Genomic DNA, 21,626 nt, shown 5'->3' on the forward strand with positions numbered 1-21,626 from the left:
TCAGTAGGTCTGTTTCTGATAGCAAATTGGGTGAAGAGGAAAGAAATGGTTAAAAAAATTCTCGTATTTTGCGTATTAATAAACATTTTTAATATATCTAATGCTACATCTTTTGTTGTAGAGCCGCAAACAAAGACCACTCAGGAGAAGATGAACAGTCTCGCAAATGTAGAAAAAACGAGTACAAGAGTTAACCAAGACATGTTACCCACCCCGTATAATTATTTACTGACCCAACCACTAATGACGAAAGGCATAGAAAAATATTATCAGCGCACACCCATTATTCAAACGATTTATGCCATAAAAAACCGGCATAACAATACATACTCTCGAGCGATTATGATGCTTATAGATAGTAGTAAGGCTAGAAATAATGTGAGGATGGCACAAAGAAAAAAAGAAGCAATAGTAGTTGAGTTGGCGTTTATTACTATGAACTTTAATGAGTTACCAAAGAAAATAATTACAGATGTGCTCAACACCAATATTCCCTTTGGAACATTGCTATCTGACAATCATGTGAAAATATCCATCACGGGTCGAACCTATTTTTCAGTTAAGTGTAACAAAGAGCTTGCCTCGTTAACGAATTGTAACTTAAATAATACAATATATGGCCGAACCAATACCATTATAAGAACAGATGATAATAAATGGCTTGCGAGTGTTGTGGAGATTTTGCCAGGATTTTAAACCGTGATATTTCGAAAATATCGGTTGCTTTTGAACAGTTATGACAAAAATCAGCATAAAATAGTAGGATTAGTCGCCATAGGTGGAGTAGTGGAATTTTATAATTTCAAAACCTTAAGTGGGTTGGCTGTTCCATTGCTCCCCAAGCCCGAAGTATTAAAAATGTTAGAGAAGCTTCAAATGACTTGTTATCGGTTAAATCAATTGATAACTACACTGGAATTATTCGTCCTAGTGGGATCATTGATAAAAATCTGATTAAAGCTGAGGAAAGAGGGATATTACGAGTTTTGCTCTCCTTACTTTTGCAGGAAAATACTCAGAGCATCATCGTTAAAAAAATAAATTCTTCTGCTCGGTATGGACGACTAAAAAAAGCACTTTTTGAGTACAATAAAATATTAAAAAGTACGCATATATTAAATTTAATAGATAACATGGCGCTTAGGAAGGCCATACGTTCGGCAAGAAATCGGACAGAGGCTTATCACCAATTGCAAGGTCTCATTAGGAAAGTTTATCGCGGGGTCTTTAAGGGAAAGAAAATTGTTAACAATCGAGTCAGCGCACATGCAGTAAGACTTGTTGCAAACTGTATCATTGCCTACAACGGTATTATTTTGAATACTATTTATGAAAAAATGCTTAAAGCAGGTGTTAGCCAAGATATTATTGATGAGTTTATTAGAATATCACCTATTGCTTGGGCGCATATTGCCTTTACCGGAAAGTACAGTTTTAAAAAAAGTAATGGTGATATTAATATTGCAGCAATGGTTGAGGAACTGGAAAAGCATTTAAGACAGCATTTTTGGAAAGTTACTTAAGTAACGCGTACACTTTTAATTTTTTGCAAAAAAATTGCACAGATTGTTGGGGCCAATCTTGAAATCCCACTTTTTGTCAGTTCTTCCACAGGACCCCTAGAGGCGCATAGTGAACAACCCATTTTTGAACCGTGGAATGATCTAAATCCGCTCCTCGCTCTTCCATTAATTCTTCAATCGCACGATAACTTAATGGGTAGGCAATTTTCCATCTCACTGCCATTAATATTATATCTTTTGGGAAATGCCGTCCTTTAAAACTGATCATAATCTGCCTTTTTACGGGCATGATAACTTATGACTGATATTTTCGACAGAACCCCTTTTCTAACTGGTTAATCCGTTTTTTATCTCCCTTTCCCTGGGCCTTTTCTTGTTGGCTAGAGACGGAGTCTCCTGATAAACCCGAGATAAATTGGGCCTTCCAATCTTTTATTTGCTCAGGATAAAGGCCTTTTTCTCGGCAATACTCGCCCAACTCTATCTCACTCATTGTGGCTGTTTCAACAATCGCTGAAAAACGCGCCTCAACAGACCATGGCTGAGATAGCCTTACTACTTTAGAATTCATTGTACCTACTTGTTGGCGTTTCTTCAGCCAAGTATATATGGTTGATGTCGGAATGCATTCTTCTTTAGAGAGCTCTGTATAAGTTTTATTATACGGTGGAAGTAGTTTCTTCAATACCGCTTCTTTTCTTTCTTCTGAATACTGTCTCATTATTAACCTCGTTGCCCCCTTAATTGAAATTAATTAAGAGTGACAACTAGCCTGACACAGGGGGGTATCCGTTCGGTGAAATACACCTAGAGGAATAAGTGAAAATTGAAGAAGATCGCTACACCATAACTATTGGAGTAGACGATGACAAAAAGAGATGAGTACTGGAGTGACATGGTTAAATCCTATGAGGAAAGTGGTTTAGCACCAGGATTATTTTGCCGTAATAAAGGAATATCAGACTCCAGGCTCAGATTTTATCGCAATAAATTCAAGAAAGAGTCTAAAGCAGTTACCCCAGCCAAAGAGGCTTTATTTGAGCCACTTATTATTACTCCATTACCTTCTGCTAAGGCAGTGTTTAAATTAGTTATTGAACTCCCTAATAAAATACGCTGTGAACTTGATGCAGCTGACCATCAACACCGACTGATATTATTAAGGGAGTTGATGACCTTATGTTAATTCCAGATGATGTTCAAGTGCATTTATATTGTGGAATAACTGATATGCGCAAATCCATTAATACTCTAGCCATTCTGGTGCATGAAGTTTTTGGAATGGAGCTTAGTGCAGGTCATTTATTTTTGTTTCGTAGCAGAGGAGGAGATAAGTTAAAAGCACTGTACTATGAAGAGCAGAGTTTTACCTTATGGTACCGCAGATTAGAGAAAGGGAAATTCATTTTCCCCCGCAATACCCAAGGTCATATTGAGCTGACAAAAGAGCACTTAAAATGGCTCATGGCCAGCAATAAATTCACCTTTCATCAAGGAGGAAACCCGGTGATTTACCGTGATTTTCATTGAAAAACACTGAAGAAATCATGGTGGTTATGGTATAATATCACCATTAAAACAAGCACTAAACCAGCCATGATTTCCTCAAAAGACCAATCACTTTTAATGCCTTTGCAGGAAGAAATTAATCAATTAAAAAAAGAAGCTCTGGAATGGAAGCAAAAGTATTTTAATATGCTAGAGCAATTCAAACTGGCTCAACAGCGTAAATACTCTCCCTCATCTGAACACAATATTCTGCAAGGCGAGTTGCAATTTGATGAAGCAGAAAGCATAGAGGTCACAGAGCTGCCGCAAGAAGATAATACAATTACGGTCACCTATACTCGCAAAAAACCAGTACGACGCCCATTACCTCCAGAGTTACCCCGTGAAACCATTGAGCATGACATTGCAGAAGAAGAAAAACTGTGTGCTTGCGGCTGTATGAAGCAACGTATTGGCGAAGAGGTCACGGAACAGCTAGAGTTTGTTCCTGCAAAGCTGACGGTCATTGCCCATGTGCGACCCAAATATGCATGTAATCGTTGTGATGAAGGGGTAAGCATTGCCCCTATGCCGCAATTATTCCTTCCTAAAAGCATTGCCACACCAAGCCTTGTAGCTCATGCCATTATTAGTAAATACCAAGACCACCTCCCTTTATACCGTCAAGAGCACATCTGGAAACGAATGGGCATTGAGATGGCTCGCAATACAGTATGTGGATGGATAATGGCAGCATCTGAGGTATGTAGCCCAATGAGGAACGCTCTAATCAAAGAGCTGGTTGCATCAAACTACCTTCAGGCCGATGAAACACCACTTCAGGTGATGGATGAGCCTAATCGAAAAAATACATCCAAGAGCTATATGTGGGTATACCAGAATCACAAACCGGATAAAAAAATCATTGTGTTTGATTATCGTGAAACCCGACAAGCCCAATGGCCTAAAGAACTACTTAAAGAGTTTAAAGGCTATTTACAAACAGATGGGTATGTTGGTTATGACTGGGTTGATGACCATCCTGATATTATTCATTTGGGATGTTTTGCACATGCCAGACGTCCTTTTGCTGAGCTTGTCAAACTGGCTAAAACCACAGGTAAATCACATCAGGCCGTGGCGTATATTCAAAAGCTCTATGCCATTGAAAAAATTGCTCGGGATGGGAACTATACGGCAGAACAACGCTATCAGATAAGGCTCGAACAATCAAAACCCATTCTTGACGCTTTAAAGACTTGGCTTGACCAATCCTTAAAAAATGCGGTACCCAAATCAAAGCTGGGTGATGCCTTAGTTTACATGTCTCAGCGATGGAAGGAGCTTACTGCTTATTTGCTTGATGGGATGCTCGAGATTGATAATAATGCCATTGAAAACATCATTAGGCCTTTTGCTCTGGGCAGAAAAAACTGGCTCATGTCTGGAAGCCCTAGAGGGGCTCATGCTGGGGCATTATTCTATAGCCTTATTGCAACAGCTAAGTCCAATGGCCTTAATCCTTTTGATTACCTCAAAGTCCTCTTCGAAAAAATCCGCTTCTGTAAAACCGCAGAAGACTTCACGAATCTTCTTCCTTTTAATCTCAAGATGAATTAACCCCTTCTTCTAATGCAACCCGTAGTTCACCGAACGGATACAGCAGAGATACCCAAAAATAGCTTTTATTCTATCAATAAAAATATAAAAATGTGTTTTCATAAGAATTATTTTTATTTCAAAAAATCTTGAGCTCAATAATGTCATTATGACTAATTTTATAGCGGACTTATTTGCAGAATAGCGTGGGTTCAAAATGCAATCCATTCGCAAAATACCGTGGGTTCATAAAAATTCACCAAAATCCGTTCGCAAAATAGCTTGGGTTCATTCGCAAAATATCGTGGGCAGAGCCGATTCTGTTTGCGGGTCCTAATAGGTAATTCTGCAAGTCCGGATCTGAGGAGGGGGCAACTGGAGTGATCTGATTGCTCTACTCAACCACGAACCCTTATCGCTTTAAAAACCGAAGCTAAAACAGTTAAATAAATAATCATTGTGATATGTTTTTGAGGGTCAATTTTGGATGCGGTTTGAGGGTCAAAATTGGATGCTGATTGACAAAAGTGGTTACCAGAAATTTTTGCGACAGAACCCCATTTGCTTACCTAAACCCCAATCTTTGTGCTGCACAAAATTAAACCAGCAAGAGGTTACAATACGGGGTAAGTCAGGATACGTGTGCAAATGGGTCACATCAGTTTTAAAACCGGCTACAACCCTTTCTGCATATGGGCTATAGCCTCCAACCATAGAAATGTTCTTGTGGTTAATAATAACAGGGCTATGCAGTTTACTAACCTAACCACTACATATAGTGTTTAGCGATTTTGCTGGCACTGGATCAATTTCAAGCGCCTGCTGTATTAATCGCAAAAAAAGCTTACCTCTTGATGTGGATGTCCTTCGATTAAATCGAAACGTAAATTCATCAAGGTAGTAGGGTAAATTCTTGTGGTTAATAGCACCATGGTGTGTGCCAACCAACCAGCGTTTAAGTAACGACGCAACACGATGAGCAATCTGAATTGCATCGGTCTCTTTCACGTTATTATTACTAATCGACAAATGTGTATACCCGTTACTGCTCAAACCACTGTATCCACTCCAGCCATCTGTTCGGATTGTACTGCCTAGTGAAACCATTTTCTGAATAGTGTCGGTCAATACGCCACCGGATGCATCACTGATAGTAGAAAGCCTAATGCGTCCAATGCCACCGCCTGTGTCTTCTGCTGCTATCAACACTAATGTTTTACCGCCCGCACCACGACCCCGTGTGCCTGCGTGCTCGCCACCAATCATGGTTTCATTTACTTCAACAATACCACTCAACTTATCACGACCAGGCCGCACCATAGCTCTACGAAGTTTATGTAACCACTCCCAAGCCGTGTGATAACTACCCAGTCCAAGTGCCTTCTGCAGCCCAAGTGCACTAACGCCGTTTTTTTGGCTCACTACATACCAGATGGCTTGAAACCATAGCCGAAGAGGTTTGTGTGTATCTTGAAAAAGCGTTCCAGAAATGACTGATCCGGCATACCGACACGTTTGGCAACGGTATAACCCGCTGCTCATTTTACAAACATCCTTTCCATCGCAACGCATGCACACATAGCCATCAGGCCAACGAATAAGGCTTAAATATTCTAAACAAGCTTCTTCAGTTGGAAAAAGATCCATCAGTTCAACCACATTTTTGGGGTAGATATTCATGTGGCCGAATACTATATATAGTGGTTGGGTTAGTCAACTGCATAGCCCTGAATAATAAATCAAACCATGCTTTCCCTTCAATTTAACGCTAAGCCGTAGCTATGTTTTTCAATAATTCAATTTTTATTTTTTCCAGTGCAGTCACTTTACGTTTCATCGAGTTTATTTCCTTAGTAATATCCTTTAACTTCTTTTCTTTTATTTTGTTAGCTGTGTAATGCTCACCATATTTTTGCGTAACGAAAGTCTCTATTTCTCGTCTTATCAATTTTAAATATGGATTCCCATGTGCATTATTTTTCCTGTACTGTAATTTTCCAGATTGAATACCCTCAATGATTTCTTCATAGGTTAATCCAAATTCATCGATCGCTGATTTATCGCTCATTGAACCATTTGTTTTTATCCAGTCAGATTGGCATGTGGTATGCAAAAAATGCTCCTTTCTAGTTTCAGACATACTCGTTCAGTTCATTAGTTACACCATTATCATCAATGACCTCTGGAATTATTTTTGAAATCAGTTGAAACATATTTAATGATTCATTACCCATTAAATGCTCATGCGCAAGTAGTTGATGAAATTTTAAGGTGCATTTAATGGAGTCAATTCCATCCTCATAATAATGTACTGGATATTTCTCTATCAGATTAGGTTTCTCTGCTGTTGACTCAAGCATAAAATTCATCATGAGCTCTTGCTTTTCTTCTATTGATTCAATGTGTTCGGCTTCAGACATTAATTTATCGAAACGCATGTCTGGGCGATGCATATTTTCCTCTGAAAACACGCTGTCATAATTGATATTCATTACATCTGTGATTGTTTTTTTAGTTATTTCGTGCATTTTATTATACGTTGCTATATGCGTTATTTCGGCAATATCACGGGAAATATAATGATTTAAAAACTCAATAATACAGCAACCACGCTCAAACGAGCGTAAATCTATAACCATGCTCGTTTCACCAATTATTTTTCCTTTTGCTAAAACAATTGGTTGAAGATTCTTCGGCACTCCATCAGGCTTTACAGCTAACCCAATGTTTTTCGTTTCATGATGATAATTAATCAAAAATTTATAGTTGCCATACAAACAAATGCACTTCAGTGCATCTAATTTAGTCATCAGTAACGTTTTATTGTAAATAGTATAATAAAGTCTAATGAGCATAAAAGGCTCATTGGTTGTTGTTGTGAGGAGACCCAATTGCGTTTCACCCAAATGATCCATGTTAGCAAGTGAAAATCGTTCATCACCGCTAGATGAGGTTATTAGATTATCCTGTTTGGTGTTACTGCGAGTATTGATGCAGCATTTCTTATATTTTCGTCCACTATTGCATAAACATGGATCGTTTCGACCTATTTTACTCATATTAAACCCTTACTTATTTTATTCAACTAAAAACAACGTTCTCTTCAAATGGTTAAGATCTTAATTTGTAGAGACAAGGTGTAATTTAGACTTCGTTATTTCACTTTTGAGTTTATTTAATCTATCGTTAAGGTGGCTAGCGTCGGAGAGACTAGGTATAGCCAATCCTTGCTCTAAAATTTGTTGTGCTTTGTCAAAGTTTCGTTTGTCAGTATTATTTTTGTAAATAAATAACCAGTAAGAGTCAGACCAACCTATCCATCCCCAACCCCAAGTGGGTTCTTTATCAAGCCAACCATTATATAAGTTATCAACCGATTCAAAATCACCTTGTTTGGCATAACATTCCGCGAGTACTCGCCTTATAGAGCCAAGGTTTCGCATATCTTTGCTTAAGACATTTTGATGCATGCTCGTATATTCCAAACAAAACGACAGTGTTTTTTTAAAAAATATCGCCTTTTTTCCTGATAGATTATCCAAATTATGCGCTAGATCAACTGCCCAATATAATAGGTCGTACATCGTTTCATGCTCAAGGTCTAGCATATTTTCAGCGTCTACTAATTGTATAAGTTTCTTTAAATCAGACCAGACTCTTAAACCAGTATTACATGCCATAGGGAAGTCATTATCGGCTATGTAATCATTCTCCTTTGCAATATTATCCTGAATGCGATTAAGCAAGGTTCTAAATCGTGCTGAATTTTCAAACAACCAGTCAGTATCATACATCAATTACTCCAGCGCCCGGCATAACACCTTGGGCAATTTTATATCCATACCAATCATAAATTATTAAAATCTAACATTACCTTCAAATGCATGTTTCCAGCGCTTGCTAGGATTATCAAATTTGACTTTTTTGGGATCAAATGTGCTTGGTTCATATTTTCCACCAACCCACTCCAACAAGGATTGGTGATCTGGGTGGCGAGGCGTGGTAATGGCCTCAATAAAACGGTCGTAACCTGGCGGACCACCTACATCTTCTGGTGGACAAGTTCGTGCACCAGCAATACATAATGGGTATTTAGCATTGGATTGTTTTTCTTGTTTCCCTTCGAATTCAATGAGATGTTCCCAGCTGTCACCAAAATCATAAAGATAAGAAATTTTGTGATTGGCCGGCAGATTAAAATAATCTCGAATATTTAGCTTCCAGCCTTCCAATACCGGGTGCGGCTCGTCTTCACCATCAGGAATACCTATATGTTCTTGTTCAGTTGTAATGGGGTTATATGCTGTGAATTCATGTAAATGCGAATCTGTCCAACCCATCGCATCTTGAATTGCAACATGAAAATCCCAGAAACTGCTTAAATCAGAAATTTGAATTCGCCGCCAGATCCTAGGTTCTATGTCTTGTAGCATAATTTTAAATTGAAGAACGGGTCTTGTTGCCATGATCACACCTCAATACTTTGATTAATACATCGATAAAAAACGGATCGACTTACCTTCATCGTTTCACAAATTTTCTTAACGGACATTTTACCTGACTGACGTAATGCCTTAATGGTTTCTGCTTTATCATTTGTTAATGCTTTAGGCCTGCCACCGGTGCGGCCTTGTTTTTTGGCCAAATCCAGCCCTGCCTTAACTCTTTCTTTAATTAATTCACGTTCCATTTCAGAAAAAGCGGCACAGATATTAAACAGCAACATCCCCATATGTGATGAAGTATCCAAATTATTTTCAAGCGACACAAACTCAATGCCTTTTTCTTTAAATTCGTTAATCAATGCGACCAACTTCATCATGCGTCGCCCCAGTCTATCCAAGCGTACGACACATAGCGTATCTCCTTTTCTTAACTTCCCCATCAACCCTTTTAATTGAGGTCTATCATCTTTTGCTCCTGAAATTTTTTCTTGAAAAATTTCCTCGCAACCAGCTGCTGTTAATTTTTGAATTTGAACATCCAAACATTGTTCGTTTTTTGACACGCGAGCATAACCAAATTTCAACTCAACCTCCTGTCGTTAAAAAAACATTCCAAAAACAAGAATGATCGTGTATTTTGGCGCACTTGTTTGTGGAACTAATTTTGGAACGGAATTTTCCCCTGTTTTGCCATGAAAAGCAATCCAAAATCGCCCTGCGTCAAAAACAGGTGTTTTTGGAACAACCCCGGAGTCCCCATGTCATCCATTGAAAAAACAGCATACCCACGTTTTCCAAAAAGAAGGAAAATAAAATCGGCCGAACTTAGTAAAAATTACTCGTTGCGTCATGATGAGATGAACATGATTAATCTTGGTGGAAAAAATGATAGATCGCGATTTAACTTGGCTATCCAGCTCAAAACATTTCAACGGTTAGGCTATTTTATTGAGATGGACAAAATACCATCGGAAATCATTACGCATGTCCGTCAAGAATTAAAATATCATTATCGACTAACACCGGGTTACAGCGACAATAATAAAAGCATCTACCGCCACAGACAGAAAATTCGTGAGTTTCTGAATGTTAAACGTTGGGGGTATGAGCCTACTGATGGCGTCAATATTCATCAAGGCATGAAACTGGCTATCCAATATGCTTATGATGCCTCACATTCAATGAACAATCTTTCAGACATCATCAATGCCGTTATTGAGAAATTGGTACATGCCAGTTATGAGTTGCCCAGTTTTTACAGGCTGAGTCGTATTGTCCGTCATACCAGACACAGTGTGAATAACAAAATATTTCGTGAAACCATGCGGCGAGTCATGGCCTCTGGCCAGTCAGATTTATTCACCAGCCTGTTAAAATTACAAGATGGAACTCAGCGCACATTATTTAATAAGTTAAAAAACCTACCAAAACGACCAAGTATAAAAAAATTCCATGAATTCTTAGATCATTTTCAGTGGTTGATGTCCTTTGGAAATGTCATAAACTGTCTGGATGGCATTGCAAAGATAAAAATTGAGCAATTTGCCGAAGAAGCTAACCAGCTCAGTGCCGATGAGTTAAATGATTTTAGCGAAGCAAAACGCTATACATTAATTGCTGCCTTAATTTACCGCTCTCAAGCCAACGCTAAAGATGCCCTCGCTGTCATGTTTTGTCGACTGATATCTATTGCGCACAAACACTCCAAGACTGAACTTGAAAACAAACTCAAAAACAGCAAAGAAGATACCTGCAACATTGTTGAGTTATTTAAACAGATAATTCATGACGGGGAATCCATCACGGAGCAGGCTAAGTTTGTTAAAGAATTTTATAAAAAAATTGAAGATGGTGGCGGTTTCGCAGTCTTGACAAACAAATGCGATGATATATTGGCCAGCCATGGGAATGAGTATAGAATATACCTAACAGATATGATCCAGAAACGGCGATCATTGCTCTTTAAAATTTTGAAAGCACTTCAGCTACATAGCCCCACACAAGACGACAAGCTCATTGTTGCCATGAAATATTTATTGACGCATGAGAATCGACGCGCTGAGTTTATTACGGACGACATTGATCTGTCATTTACCACCGCGTTCTGGAAAAAGCAGATCATGGGTTCTATAAACAAGACTAAAATCAATCGCCGAGCCATGGAAAGCTGTGTTTTTGAGTATGTGTCCAAGGGGCTTAATTCCGGTGATCTGTACGTTAAAGGCGCTAGAAATTATGCGGACTATCGCGCCGAGCTGTTGCCTTGGGCAGAGTGCGGGGAACATTTAGAAACCTATTGCGAAGACGTTGGGATTGCCAATAACGCGAAGGACATGCTGGGGCATCTTAAAAAGACACTGACGGATAAAGCCCAATATGTCGATCAAAACTATTTTAACATCCCTGATTTTGTCATTAATGAAGAAGGACGGCCTGTTCTCAAGAAATATGAGCCAAAATCCAAAAGCGAGAACGCCGAAAAAATTGAAAATTTAGTTCGCTCGCGCCTACCAGAAAGAAGTCTGTTAGACATATTGACGAATGGGCACCATCACACGGGCTGGGCAGATGAGTTTGGGCCCATATCAGGCACGGAGGGAAAGTTAGACAATCCCATTGAAAAATACATTTTAACCAACTTTTGCTATGGAACAAGCTTGGGCCCGACTCAGACAGCCAAGCACGTACGATTTGAAATTGAACCCCGCACCTTATCGATAGTGTCGCTAAGCTCGTGATTGATTTTAGCCATCCATGGCTGAAATCGACTCGCAAACGCGACAAGTATGCCTCCGGCGGCCCTGGCCGTCCTGTGTCCGCTTGTTTTTTCACCCCATTCGGGGTTCAAAAACAACGCTACCCCAATGACTGACGCCTTTTCGGATGCCTTATATTTTGCCTGCGGCAAAACATCCGGCTCTAAGGCTACCAGGGACTACCAGCCTCGCTCGTTCCTCGCTTCCTTGGCTGGCAGCGCAAGAATCAACAAAAAACATTTCACGTTGAAGTCATTAACAAAAGCGATCTTACGTATCATTAATTGCTTAAATGAGTTTCCTTTATTGCACGCATGGGGTAGCGGACAGCGTGTGGCCGTTGACGGAACACTTGAGGATATTCATGATGACAACATGATTGCGGAGCAACATATCCGTTATGGCAGAAAAGGCGGCATAGCCTACCGGCATATAGCCGATAATTACATTGCGTTATTTTCAACATTTATTCAATGCGGGGTATGGGAAGCCATACATATTATCGATGGCTTATTAAAAAATGCATCTGAAGTGCAGCCGAATATTGTGCATTCGGATACACAAGGCCAGTCCTTACCGGTCTTTGCTTTTGCGTATTTACTCGGAATTCAATTAATGCCGAGAATTCGCAATTGGAAGGATTTAAATTTGTATCGGGTGGACAAAAAAACGAAATACACCAATATCGATTCAATGTTTTGTGAGTCTGAAATTGACTGGGATCTTTTGGAGACGCATTGGCAAGACTTAATGCAGGTAATCATTTCTATAAAATTGGGAAAGGTATCCTCTTCATTTATACTGACCAAACTTAATTCATATAACAATCAAAACAGGTTGTATAAGGCATTTCAGGAATTAGGAAAAGTAATTCGCACCACTTTTTTGCTCGACTATGTGTCCAGTAAGGAATTGAGACAAACCATTACGGCAACGACAAATAAAGTTGAGTCTTATCACACGCTTGAAGACTGGATTAGATTTGGCTCAAAATATTTGGTGGCATCGAATGATCCTGATGAAATGGAAAAGGCCGTTAAGCATAACGATTTAATCGCCAATTGCATCATGTTGCAAAACGTAATTGATATTACTGATGTCTGTCATGCATTAATTCAGGAAGGTTATACGATTACGGCGGAGGATCTAAGCCATATGAGTCCCTACATGACAGAGCAGATCAAACGTTTTGGCGAATATATACTGGATTTAGGTCGTCGACCAGTAAATCTGCATGTGACAAGGGATAAATTCTTGTTTAAGGTGCGAACCGAGTCAATAGAGCACGCCGTTGCAGCATGATTTGTTTTATTATTAACCACGAAATTACTTCTATAGTTAGAGGCTACAACTCATATGCAGAAAGGGTTGTAGCCGGTTTTAAAAGTGATGTGACCCATTTGCACACGTATCTTGACTTACCCCGCAATAGAAACACGACAGAGCCAACAAAGCCACTGCCCTTAATTATTACCTCCAACAATTAAACTCATCAAGTCATCGTTTGATAACTTACCACTAACCCCTTGCTCGCTGAGTAACTCATTAGCTAAATTACGCTTTTGTTGGTGTAGAGCTATTATTTTCTCTTCGATAGTGTTTTGCATGATAAAGCGGTAAACAGTTACTGGTCTTTCCTGGCCAATACGATGCGCTCTATCTGATGCTTGGTCTTCTACTGCAGGATTCCACCAAGGGTCAAGATGAATTACATAGTCTGCTGCGGTTAAATTTAATCCACTACCTCCCGCTCTTAAACTCAAGAGAAATAAGTCGCCTTCCCCTGCTTGAAAAGCCTGTACAGATTTTTTGCGTTGAGCAGGTGAGGTTGAGCCATCAAGGTATTGGTGGGATATTTTTTCTTCGTCAATACGTTTTTTGACAATCTGCAAGAAAGAAACATATTGACTAAAAACCAGTGCCTTGTGTCCATTATCGATAATGTTTTTTACAGTCTCAATAAATGCATTCAGCTTACTGTTTTCAAGTAACAGCGTGCTATCCACTAAAGAACTGTCGCAACAAGCCTGCCTTAGTTTGGTAATTTCAGCAAAAACGCCTATGCGGTTGTTTTCTTCAAGCAGAGAGACCATGCGTTCTTCCGCTCGACGGCGCAGAGCTTCATAGAAAACAGCTTCTTCCTCAGTTTGTTCTACATGAATGATTTGCTCTGTTTTGGGTGGCAGTTCACTTAAAACCTCTGATTTGATACGCCGTAAAATATAGGGGGAAACCAGTGCCTTTAACACCTGTACCATTCCTGATGATTGTCCGTTTTCAATAGGGGTAGAGTATTTGCTTTGAAAGGATTTAATCGTACCCAGTAGCCCCGGATTAATGAAGCTAAAAATACTCCATAACTCGCCCAAATGGTTTTCAATGGGCGTCCCTGATAACGCAATGCGGTTTTTTCCTCTAAGCTTCATGACCGTTTTCCAGCGCTGTGTATTCGCATTTTTAATTGCTTGCGCTTCATCAAGAACAATAGTTTCCCAGGCCTTTTCTGTTAAAAGAGTCTCATTGTGTTGCAACAACCCATAACTACAAATAATAACATCAAACTTTCCTGCCTTATCTATTAAAGCAGACTTGTCATCGGTACGTAAATTATAAACGTTTAGTGATGGTGCAAATTTATTTAACTCTTCTATCCAGTTAAAGCCCACAGAGGTGGGTGCAATAACAAGTGAGGCTCCATTTTTGGCTCGCTCCAACAGCAGAGCAATCGTCTGAATGGTTTTTCCAAGCCCCATGTCATCAGCAAGGCAGGCTCCAATACCCCAATGGGTTAAACGGGATAAATACTGAAATCCTTCGATTTGATAGTCACGCAAGGATGCTTGCAGGGTTGAGGGTACCTTGGGATTGTGACTCCTCATGGTTTTCATTTTCTTTAGGTGTGACTGCCACCCTTCATCAAAAACGGTGTTTTCTGCTTCCGCAGCGATATCAGATAATATTTGCGCACCAAGGGGGTTGATTTTATTGCCATCAGACATCGCGTGTAATAAGCTGAGTTGCTTTTTAAGCTGACTGGTGAGTTCGATAAACTCCCCATTTCCTAGACGAATAAATCGGCCATAGGCTTTTGTTTCAATGGACTCCAGAAGTTCTTTCATATCCAAAATTTCACCATCACTTAATGTGATTTCACCATGGTAGGCAAACCAATTGGTTTCTGAAGTGATTTTCAATGAAAGATTGTCGGAAAAAATCCGCTGTTTGATTTTAAATGTTTGTCCTTGTGGCCACTCAATTACCAAGGGATGTGTTGCTGCATAGTTCTGCATCTCAGAGAGGGTTTCAAGGGTTTCCTCTGGATTATCTATTTCATATTCGCCTTGCCCTACCTCATGGCGTGCCAGGCTTGGGCATTGTGCTAGAAGTGTTTCTAGGTTGTCTTGTTCAGCCTTGAAGTTACGTGCAACACGGGTTCTGGTCTCGTTACCATTTTCAGTTAACAAAAGCATAACGTGCTCTTTGCCAGAGCCTATTTTGCAATAGGTACCGTGGTTTGGAAGCGGCCTAACCCATAAAGTGGCCTTAATCCCCTCCTTAATCGGCAACAGTTGGATGCAAGGCGTAGGGTCGCCTGAAATTTCCGGGATATCAATGTCTTTAATGCCAACATGAAGTTTAATGTCGCGTTTGGCATGCTGAATGACTCGCAATACCTTCTCTTTCGCTTGCGTTGGGATTGACAGTCCTTTTTTGGTCAAGACCTGACCAATATTAACAAAGGCTTGTGAAAAATCAATAACACGATACTTGCTCAAGCTTTCTGGCTCAAGAATCAAGCCAGCTTCTTCTAGCCAATGGGACAGGCTTAAGTGGTAGCCCTTTTTGTTTTCTTCAATATAAAGCTCTGGCTCGCCATGGACTAACTCCATGCTGACGTCTTTATTTTGATGGTGGGCAATATTCCGATGTCCTACCAAGGCTAACAGCGTACGGTACTCGTCAAATTGATACTCATCATACCAAGAATCATAGGTATGAATAAGGCAATCAATCACGCGTTTATCGTCCGTGCTTAAATAATCATATTGTTCATACTGGTGGTAGTATTTTAATTTTTTTAAGCTTACTGCTCGTCCGGCGCTCCATTGCCCGCTTTTGGTCATACTTTGTTCTATGACGTCCACATCCTGCTTGTCTGGATTAATAAGCCATAACAAGCGCTTTTGTTTTGTTGTAGTAATGGCAGTACTTTCTTCCAGCAACAGGCCTTCAAGAGCCTGAAAACTATATTCCCAGGCATCTTTGACATGAATCAACTCCAAAAATCGTAGCTTGATGGCGCTTTGCTCAAAAAAAATGGTGGATTCAGCTTGGTGCTGCTCTATTTTATCGATTAACTCATACACAATGTGAGCGGCAAGCAGGTGATTGGTTTTGATGCATTGTTGTGCTAGGGCATGGAGATTATCTTGATTTTTTCGAATATATTCTTTATTGGCTGTATAGCCCAGTAAATGATATACGGCAAGAGTCAATGGATGCAGCGTTTTCAGGGCATGACGTTTATTCCCAAAATCAAGCAACCATCGCTCCGCTTCTTTTTGCCTGCCTTGCTCTATCACTAGAAAAAGGGGCAGGAGATCGTAGACTGTATCCATAGGCATGAACATGTGGTTTGCTGCGTACTTACAATATTGTTCCGTGTTGGTGTCGATTTGCGATAGGCCATTATCTGCGTAGGCAAGGCAAAGATTATGGAGTAGGCCTTGAGTATTATCAAAATAATAACCACGACTTCCATATTGCTTTCTTAAAGCAGGCAATGCCTTACGATACAGCGTCGTTGCTAAATCAAACCGTGACGTTAGAAACGCAATGCTTGCTTGAACTGTTAATGAATATCCAGACTTGATCTCTTTTATATTCTTGCAGTGATCTGCTGCTTTATCGATATTACCTAGAGATAAATGAATGATGGCACTGTAGTAATGAAGGTAGTCATGTTCTATGCTGTCAAAGTGGTGCCTGCAAAAAAACGCAAGAACTTCGTTACTGTACAACGTTGGTGATGCCTCGCAGTAATACTCCCCTAGTAGCATCACACAAAGATACAGCTGGATAAGCTCATTTCTGGATTGAAGCCACTCGATGGTGATGGGTGCGTGAGCAAAAATATCATCCAGGTAACTTACCACTTTGGCGCAATACTTAAGATTATTTCGATTCGCTAAAAAATAATCGGTTTCATTTGCATAAACCGCCTTCATAAGGCGTGCACGGATTTGACTTGTATTTTCATAGAAGCGAATATTTTGATTGTACATATCGGAAAAATCCGGAATTTTACTGCCATAAAACGTATCAACCATTGAAAAAACCCACGTCTTTTCTGCTTCTGAAATCAATATTAAAAAATCATGATGTAACTCTTTGGAAATACTGAGTTCAGATTTGTTTTCAGCAATGCCAAGCTGCTTTAGCCGCTTTACACGTTCTTGATATGTTTTTTCGGTTAATGCTTTTCCTGTTTCATCAGTCATTCCAGATTTTATTACGGCATCCACGAAGGTTTTTTCATGGTTGCGTGCAGAGTACTGGCAACAAATGGCTTTTAAGGCAACCAATTTTCGGTCAAGCTCAGGTAGTGCACTAAAGGTTTCAGTGAGTTTTACTCTATTTTTATTGGACAACATGGTTTTCTCTTAAACTATGGAGGTGAGCGCTGTGTTTGAGGGCGCGTTATGGATTGGCGACTCGGCCCCGAAAACGGAAGCTGTGTTTTTTTTATGACAAGAGCCGATTAAAAAAGTGAGTAAGTCTCGTAGTTCGCCAGCAAGCAGGGAAAAATTAGCATCAAATTGCTCTTGCTCATTATCCAGCTTATTATTATCCCTAATGGTATCCTCTAGATAGTCGAGGGATTTTAATCGTTTCAATAGGAAGTTACCGGTTAACATAAACTGGATACGCTCTTGCCAAACCAGTTCAATGGAGGAAACAAGGTATCCTTGGGATAGTAGGGTGATGAGTTCCTCTCTGTTTTGTTCCATATCCTTACAGGTATACTGGCTTTTGTCTTCGCCACTAGTAACAAGCACACAGCTTTTTGCCAGCACTAGCCCTTCGGGCAAAGAAGTAGGTTCAATCAACCAATTAGCAAACAATGGGCTTAAATCAGAATCAGGCATTAGGGGTGATGTATCGAGTGAGCCCAGAGCTTTGGTCAGAAGGGTTACAACTTCGGATGCTTTATTGGGGTTGGCGCTATTGATGACTAGCCATTGTTTGTTCGTGTCGATATAAAACCAATCTTTTTTTTGTACGCTAAAGGCTTTAGGCAGTAAGTCAAACTCAATTTCTTCCTTGAGTTGTAGGGTTTCAGCTCGCCGCATGGGCCGATTGTGATTTAATTCAAAAGCATTATTTTTTTCTTCAAGTACTGCCTGAATAATGCTGCTGGGTAACAGGCGTACTTCTTTAGCCGCGACTAAGAGGTGGCAACCATACAGACTGTATACTCTTCCTTTTTCTTCATCAAGAGGGGCTGCGAAGCCTTGGGATTGACGAGCATGAGGTGGACAGGGTTTTAGGCGAAACTCTTCCAGAGCCTGCTCCAGCCCATCTGTGTTTTTTTCAAAAGGGGTGTTGAATTGATAAACTACCAGGTTATTAAACCACATATAAACTCCTTAAAACGGAATGTTATCATCAATATCCTGCATTACAGGATATTGGCTGTTGGTGGACGTAGGATTCTGGGCGGCAGGGGTAGGCTCATTGTTATTAGGTCTTTCCTCATCGTGCCGGCTATCAAGCATCTGCATATCATTGGCGACAATTTCGGTGGTATAGCGGTCTATGCCTTGCTGGTCTTGCCATTTCCGTGTGCGAAGGCTGCCTTCGATATAGAGCTTTGAACCTTTTCTAACGTATTTCCCAACAATCTCTGCAAGTTGCCTAAAAAACACAACGCGATGCCATTCCGTTTTTTCTTGTTTTTCCCCAGTTTGTTTGTCTTTCCAAGTTTCACTGGTTGCTAAAGATAGTGTTGCAATCGCATTGCCTTCTGTTGTTTGACGGACCTCTGGTGCATTGCCCACATTACCCACCAGAATAACCTTGTTGATACCACGAGCCATTATTGCCTCCAGAATTTATTGGCCGTTAATGGCCTCTTTTAATTTTTTCCCAGTCTTAAAGCTCACTACTTTGCTGGCAGCGATGTCGATTGGTTGTCCTGTAGCGGGATTACGGCCCGTGCGAGCAGCTCTTTCTTTCACGGATAAACTGGCAAACCCTGGCAATACAATGGAGTCGCCCTTGGCAAGCAAATCAGTTAGGCAGCCAATCACTGCGTTTAATGCGGTTTCTGAGTCTGCTTTACTTAGTCCAGATGTGTCGCTGATCTCAGTAATAAGTTCTTTTTTATTCATAGAATGCTCCTTTTAATAACGCGTGGTGCTTAGTTTAGATGTTAATTCGAAAAGTTGGAACAAAAATCGTGTACAAATCTTATCCTGTCAAATAAAACATCATTTTGGCGGTTTCCTTGCTAATCGGTATTTTTCATAAGTTCCCCAAAAATAGAGTACCCATTAAAATGAAAACCCCATTTGCTGATGATTTAATTGAGGTGTTTGGTTGCTCTTGGTGGGAGAAAGGGTGGGGCTTTTCATTCTCTGACTATTTACATTTTGCATGATTTTGGCCTCATACGCTTTTTCATTACTCATCGCATGTACTGAAAAGGGCAGTAGATGCAATAGAAGGGGATTATCGCAATCAAATATTTTGAGCTGATAACCACGGTGGTGGCGTATTTTAGCAAGCTGACAAAAAGAATTAAAGGCTTCGTTAAAATTAGCGAATGCCAGCGTCCGGCTTTGCCCAAGTTTTGATTTGATGCGCCCATTGATTAAAGTAATCACCCAGTCCTCAAGTAAATCTTTACTTAATCGAATGACATAATAGCGCATGTCTTTTTCAAAACGTGCACACTGGTACAGTTCCTTCTTTTTAAAATCAATATAATGCAGCCAGGGCAGGGTCGCGAACCAAGCTGTCATGACCAGGATTTACCTGTGGCAGGTTCAATCACATTGAATTCTGCAAAGCCATTTCGTAAATCAGCAATATGACCGGCTTCATCCATAAGTTCATTAATTGTTTCATCCAATTCCTTATCGCTTTCATAAGGAATTTTAAGCACATACTCCCAACCATCCTTGTCTTTTTTAACCATATCAAACGGGAAAAAGCATTCTTGTTCAATACGTCGTCTTGACTCACTCTTCCCTCTAACGAATTTTGAATTGTTCTCAACCTGAAGCCAAATTTCGATCACTGCTATTTTTTTTGCGGATTGACTACCTGGAAGGATCTGCTCTGGATTGTTTTGACGATGTGTTTTTAAAATACGGTAGACACTGGCAATGCCTATATCCAATTTTTTAGCAATTGCCACCCGTGTGTACCCTTGATTAATAAGGGCTATGACGTCACTACTTTTAGCACGTGCCGTGGGCTTTCGTCCTTTATAAACGCCTGCTTTTTTGGCGCGTTCAACTCCTTCCAATTGTCGTTCACGGCGAAGGTTGGTTTCAAATTCAGCAAATACGCCTAACATATCCAAAAAGAATTTTCCTGACGCACTCGATGTATCGACTGGCTGGTCAAGAGCTTTTAAGTTAATGTCCTTATCTTTTAAATCATGGAGCAAGGTTTGCAAATCAAGGATGCTGCGTGTTAGTCGGTCAATTCGCGTTACTACGAGAGTATCCCCCTCTCTAATATACTCCATGCACTCATCAAATGCTGTTCTGTCTTTTTTTGAGGTGCCGCTTTTTTTCTCGGAAAAAATTTTCTTGCACCCGGCATTTTTTAAAGCATCGAGTTGAATGGTGAGATTTTGATCAGTCGAGGAAACGCGGGCATAACCTACTAAATCCATCAGCATTTCCTATCAATGAGATCTAAGATGAAAGATATCACATTACCACAAATATAAATCAAATCCTATTGATAGAAAAAATAAGGGTTTTTGGGAAGCGGTCAAACATATCACACGGGTGTACTCTAGAGATAGCAAAAAACAATTTGAAATGTAAGCAAATGTCTTATATAATGAATGTAAGAATAAATCTTACATTCCTGAGGTGTTTATGGCTCGCACAATGACGGTTGATTTGGGCAGTGAACTTCGTGATTATGTTCAATTTCTTGTTGAGTCTGGGGATTATAGAAGTAATAGTGAAGTTTTGAGAGAGTCTCTGCGCCTGCTTCGTGAAAAACAAGCGGCTTCAAAGCTCGAACAGTTGCGTCATCTTATTGATGAAGGAGAGGGTAGTGGCGATCCCTTAATGTGGAATGCACATGATTTTCTTGAGTGCATGAAGAAAACACCTCATGCCAAATAAAAGTTATCGTCTTTATCCAAAGGCTATAGAGGATCTTGAGTCCATCTATTCATATAGTATAAGTGAATTTGGTATTAAACGGACAGAAGATTATATTTTGGCGATCGAAACCAGTTTCCAACATCTTGCAGAAGATCCGTTGATTTCGCGCGCATGTGATTATGTTCGCCAGAATTTGAGGGTATTTAATATCGGTTCCCATATTATTTTCTTTAAAATTACAAGTTATGGTATCGCAGTCATTCGAGTGTTGCATCAATCTATGGATTTTGGCAGACACTTTTAAAAAAACTTAATGTGTAGCATGATGTAGCAGATATGTAGCATGTTATTTGCTACACCTATTTTCCTGATTACAAATTGATTAATCGATTTAAGGCCTTGTGTTATAAGGGCTAATAGGGTTATTAGAATATGTCACTGGTGTAATTTAAACCC

General features: G+C 39.9%; 21 protein-coding genes and 2 pseudogenes. 9 read left to right on the forward strand and 14 right to left on the reverse strand.

Annotation, left to right across the window (positions count from 1 at the left end; translation table 11 throughout):
• Positions 1 to 45: 45 nt before the first annotated feature.
• On the forward strand, positions 46 to 696 hold the full coding sequence (locus tag HRS36_RS18195) for a hypothetical protein (protein ID WP_173238672.1): 651 nt from the start codon (positions 46 to 48) through the stop codon (positions 694 to 696).
• A 125-nt stretch (positions 697 to 821) separates the two neighbouring features.
• Positions 822 to 1,523 (forward strand): annotated as a pseudogene (locus HRS36_RS18200) (Tn3 family transposase); the annotation flags it as partial.
• Between the two features lie 97 nt (positions 1,524 to 1,620).
• Here the strand turns inward: HRS36_RS18200 and HRS36_RS18205 are convergent.
• Both HRS36_RS18205 and HRS36_RS18210 read right to left on the reverse strand, forming a co-directional pair.
• A pseudogene (locus HRS36_RS18205) lies at positions 1,621 to 1,791 on the reverse strand (IS6 family transposase); the annotation flags it as partial.
• Between the two features lie 27 nt (positions 1,792 to 1,818).
• Positions 1,819 to 2,244, reverse strand: coding sequence for a hypothetical protein (locus tag HRS36_RS18210; RefSeq protein WP_173238674.1), 426 nt, complete (start codon positions 2,242 to 2,244; stop codon positions 1,819 to 1,821).
• Positions 2,245 to 2,388: 144 nt separating this feature from the next.
• On the opposite strand from HRS36_RS18210, the gene tnpA reads away from it, so the two are divergent.
• From tnpA to tnpC, 3 genes are all read left to right on the forward strand, one after another.
• The gene (gene tnpA / locus HRS36_RS18215; protein ID WP_173236280.1) at positions 2,389 to 2,709 is read left to right on the forward strand and encodes an IS66 family insertion sequence element accessory protein TnpA; all 321 of its coding nucleotides are present in this window, start codon (positions 2,389 to 2,391) and stop codon (positions 2,707 to 2,709) included.
• On the forward strand, positions 2,703 to 3,053 hold the full coding sequence (tnpB, locus tag HRS36_RS18220) for an IS66 family insertion sequence element accessory protein TnpB (RefSeq protein ID WP_173236281.1): 351 nt from the start codon (positions 2,703 to 2,705) through the stop codon (positions 3,051 to 3,053). Before tnpA ends, tnpB begins: the two co-directional genes overlap by 7 nt.
• Positions 3,054 to 3,119: 66 nt before the next feature.
• Positions 3,120 to 4,631, forward strand: a complete 1,512-nt coding sequence (gene tnpC / locus HRS36_RS18225) for an IS66 family transposase (protein ID WP_173236282.1) — start codon at positions 3,120 to 3,122, stop codon at positions 4,629 to 4,631.
• Between the two features lie 741 nt (positions 4,632 to 5,372).
• Here the strand turns inward: tnpC and HRS36_RS18230 are convergent.
• The 6 genes from HRS36_RS18230 to HRS36_RS18255 all read right to left on the reverse strand — a co-directional run bounded on the left by HRS36_RS18230 (position 5,373) and on the right by HRS36_RS18255 (position 9,639).
• Complete coding sequence (locus HRS36_RS18230) at positions 5,373 to 6,290, reverse strand: IS1595 family transposase (RefSeq protein WP_173235413.1); 918 nt, start codon at positions 6,288 to 6,290, stop codon at positions 5,373 to 5,375.
• Between the two features lie 88 nt (positions 6,291 to 6,378).
• On the reverse strand, positions 6,379 to 6,750 hold the full coding sequence (locus tag HRS36_RS18235) for a hypothetical protein (RefSeq protein ID WP_173235546.1): 372 nt from the start codon (positions 6,748 to 6,750) through the stop codon (positions 6,379 to 6,381).
• Positions 6,743 to 7,669 carry a YecA family protein gene (locus tag HRS36_RS18240; protein WP_173235544.1) on the reverse strand — a complete coding sequence of 309 codons (927 nt, stop codon included), beginning with the start codon at positions 7,667 to 7,669 and terminating at the stop codon, positions 6,743 to 6,745. Before HRS36_RS18240 ends, HRS36_RS18235 begins: the two co-directional genes overlap by 8 nt.
• A gap of 60 nt (positions 7,670 to 7,729) precedes the next feature.
• Positions 7,730 to 8,404 (reverse strand): hypothetical protein, encoded by a 675-nt coding sequence (locus HRS36_RS18245; RefSeq protein WP_173235542.1) that lies wholly within the window; start codon positions 8,402 to 8,404, stop codon positions 7,730 to 7,732.
• Between the two features lie 63 nt (positions 8,405 to 8,467).
• Positions 8,468 to 9,076 carry a plasmid pRiA4b ORF-3 family protein gene (locus HRS36_RS18250; RefSeq protein ID WP_173235540.1) on the reverse strand — a complete coding sequence of 203 codons (609 nt, stop codon included), beginning with the start codon at positions 9,074 to 9,076 and terminating at the stop codon, positions 8,468 to 8,470.
• Between the two features lie 2 nt (positions 9,077 to 9,078).
• Positions 9,079 to 9,639, reverse strand: a complete 561-nt coding sequence (locus HRS36_RS18255) for a recombinase family protein (RefSeq protein ID WP_173235538.1) — start codon at positions 9,637 to 9,639, stop codon at positions 9,079 to 9,081.
• Between the two features lie 174 nt (positions 9,640 to 9,813).
• On the opposite strand from HRS36_RS18255, the gene HRS36_RS18260 reads away from it, so the two are divergent.
• Both HRS36_RS18260 and HRS36_RS18265 read left to right on the forward strand, forming a co-directional pair.
• Positions 9,814 to 11,793 (forward strand): DUF4158 domain-containing protein, encoded by a 1,980-nt coding sequence (locus tag HRS36_RS18260; protein ID WP_173238675.1) that lies wholly within the window; start codon positions 9,814 to 9,816, stop codon positions 11,791 to 11,793.
• A gap of 126 nt (positions 11,794 to 11,919) precedes the next feature.
• A complete protein-coding gene (locus HRS36_RS18265) occupies positions 11,920 to 13,113 on the forward strand; it encodes a Tn3 family transposase (RefSeq protein ID WP_173238676.1) in 1,194 nt (397 codons plus the stop codon).
• Positions 13,114 to 13,274: 161 nt separating this feature from the next.
• Here the strand turns inward: HRS36_RS18265 and HRS36_RS18270 are convergent, their stop codons facing one another.
• From HRS36_RS18270 to HRS36_RS18295, 6 genes are all read right to left on the reverse strand, one after another.
• A complete protein-coding gene (locus HRS36_RS18270; RefSeq protein WP_173238677.1) occupies positions 13,275 to 17,465 on the reverse strand; it encodes a DEAD/DEAH box helicase in 4,191 nt (1,396 codons plus the stop codon).
• 9 nt (positions 17,466 to 17,474) lie between these two features.
• Positions 17,475 to 18,452: a recombination-associated protein RdgC gene (locus HRS36_RS18275; protein WP_173238678.1), complete on the reverse strand. Its 978-nt coding sequence runs from the start codon at positions 18,450 to 18,452 to the stop codon at positions 17,475 to 17,477.
• A gap of 9 nt (positions 18,453 to 18,461) precedes the next feature.
• The gene (ssb, locus tag HRS36_RS18280) at positions 18,462 to 18,911 is read right to left on the reverse strand and encodes a single-stranded DNA-binding protein (protein ID WP_173238679.1); all 450 of its coding nucleotides are present in this window, start codon (positions 18,909 to 18,911) and stop codon (positions 18,462 to 18,464) included.
• A gap of 15 nt (positions 18,912 to 18,926) precedes the next feature.
• Positions 18,927 to 19,205, reverse strand: a complete 279-nt coding sequence (locus HRS36_RS18285; RefSeq protein ID WP_173238680.1) for an HU family DNA-binding protein — start codon at positions 19,203 to 19,205, stop codon at positions 18,927 to 18,929.
• Between the two features lie 162 nt (positions 19,206 to 19,367).
• Positions 19,368 to 19,838 (reverse strand): WGR domain-containing protein, encoded by a 471-nt coding sequence (locus tag HRS36_RS18290; protein WP_173238681.1) that lies wholly within the window; start codon positions 19,836 to 19,838, stop codon positions 19,368 to 19,370.
• Positions 19,835 to 20,722: a recombinase family protein gene (locus HRS36_RS18295; RefSeq protein ID WP_173238682.1), complete on the reverse strand. Its 888-nt coding sequence runs from the start codon at positions 20,720 to 20,722 to the stop codon at positions 19,835 to 19,837. Before HRS36_RS18295 ends, HRS36_RS18290 begins: the two co-directional genes overlap by 4 nt.
• Positions 20,723 to 20,933: 211 nt before the next feature.
• Between HRS36_RS18295 and HRS36_RS18300 the strand changes: the two genes are divergently transcribed.
• Complete coding sequence (locus tag HRS36_RS18300) at positions 20,934 to 21,188, forward strand: type II toxin-antitoxin system ParD family antitoxin (protein WP_173238683.1); 255 nt, start codon at positions 20,934 to 20,936, stop codon at positions 21,186 to 21,188.
• Positions 21,178 to 21,474, forward strand: a complete 297-nt coding sequence (locus HRS36_RS18305; RefSeq protein ID WP_173238684.1) for a type II toxin-antitoxin system RelE/ParE family toxin — start codon at positions 21,178 to 21,180, stop codon at positions 21,472 to 21,474. Before HRS36_RS18300 ends, HRS36_RS18305 begins: the two co-directional genes overlap by 11 nt.
• Positions 21,475 to 21,626: the final 152 nt, after the last annotated feature.

This window comes from Legionella antarctica (assembly GCF_011764505.1).
Classification (GTDB): Bacteria; Pseudomonadota; Gammaproteobacteria; order Legionellales; family Legionellaceae; genus Legionella; species Legionella antarctica.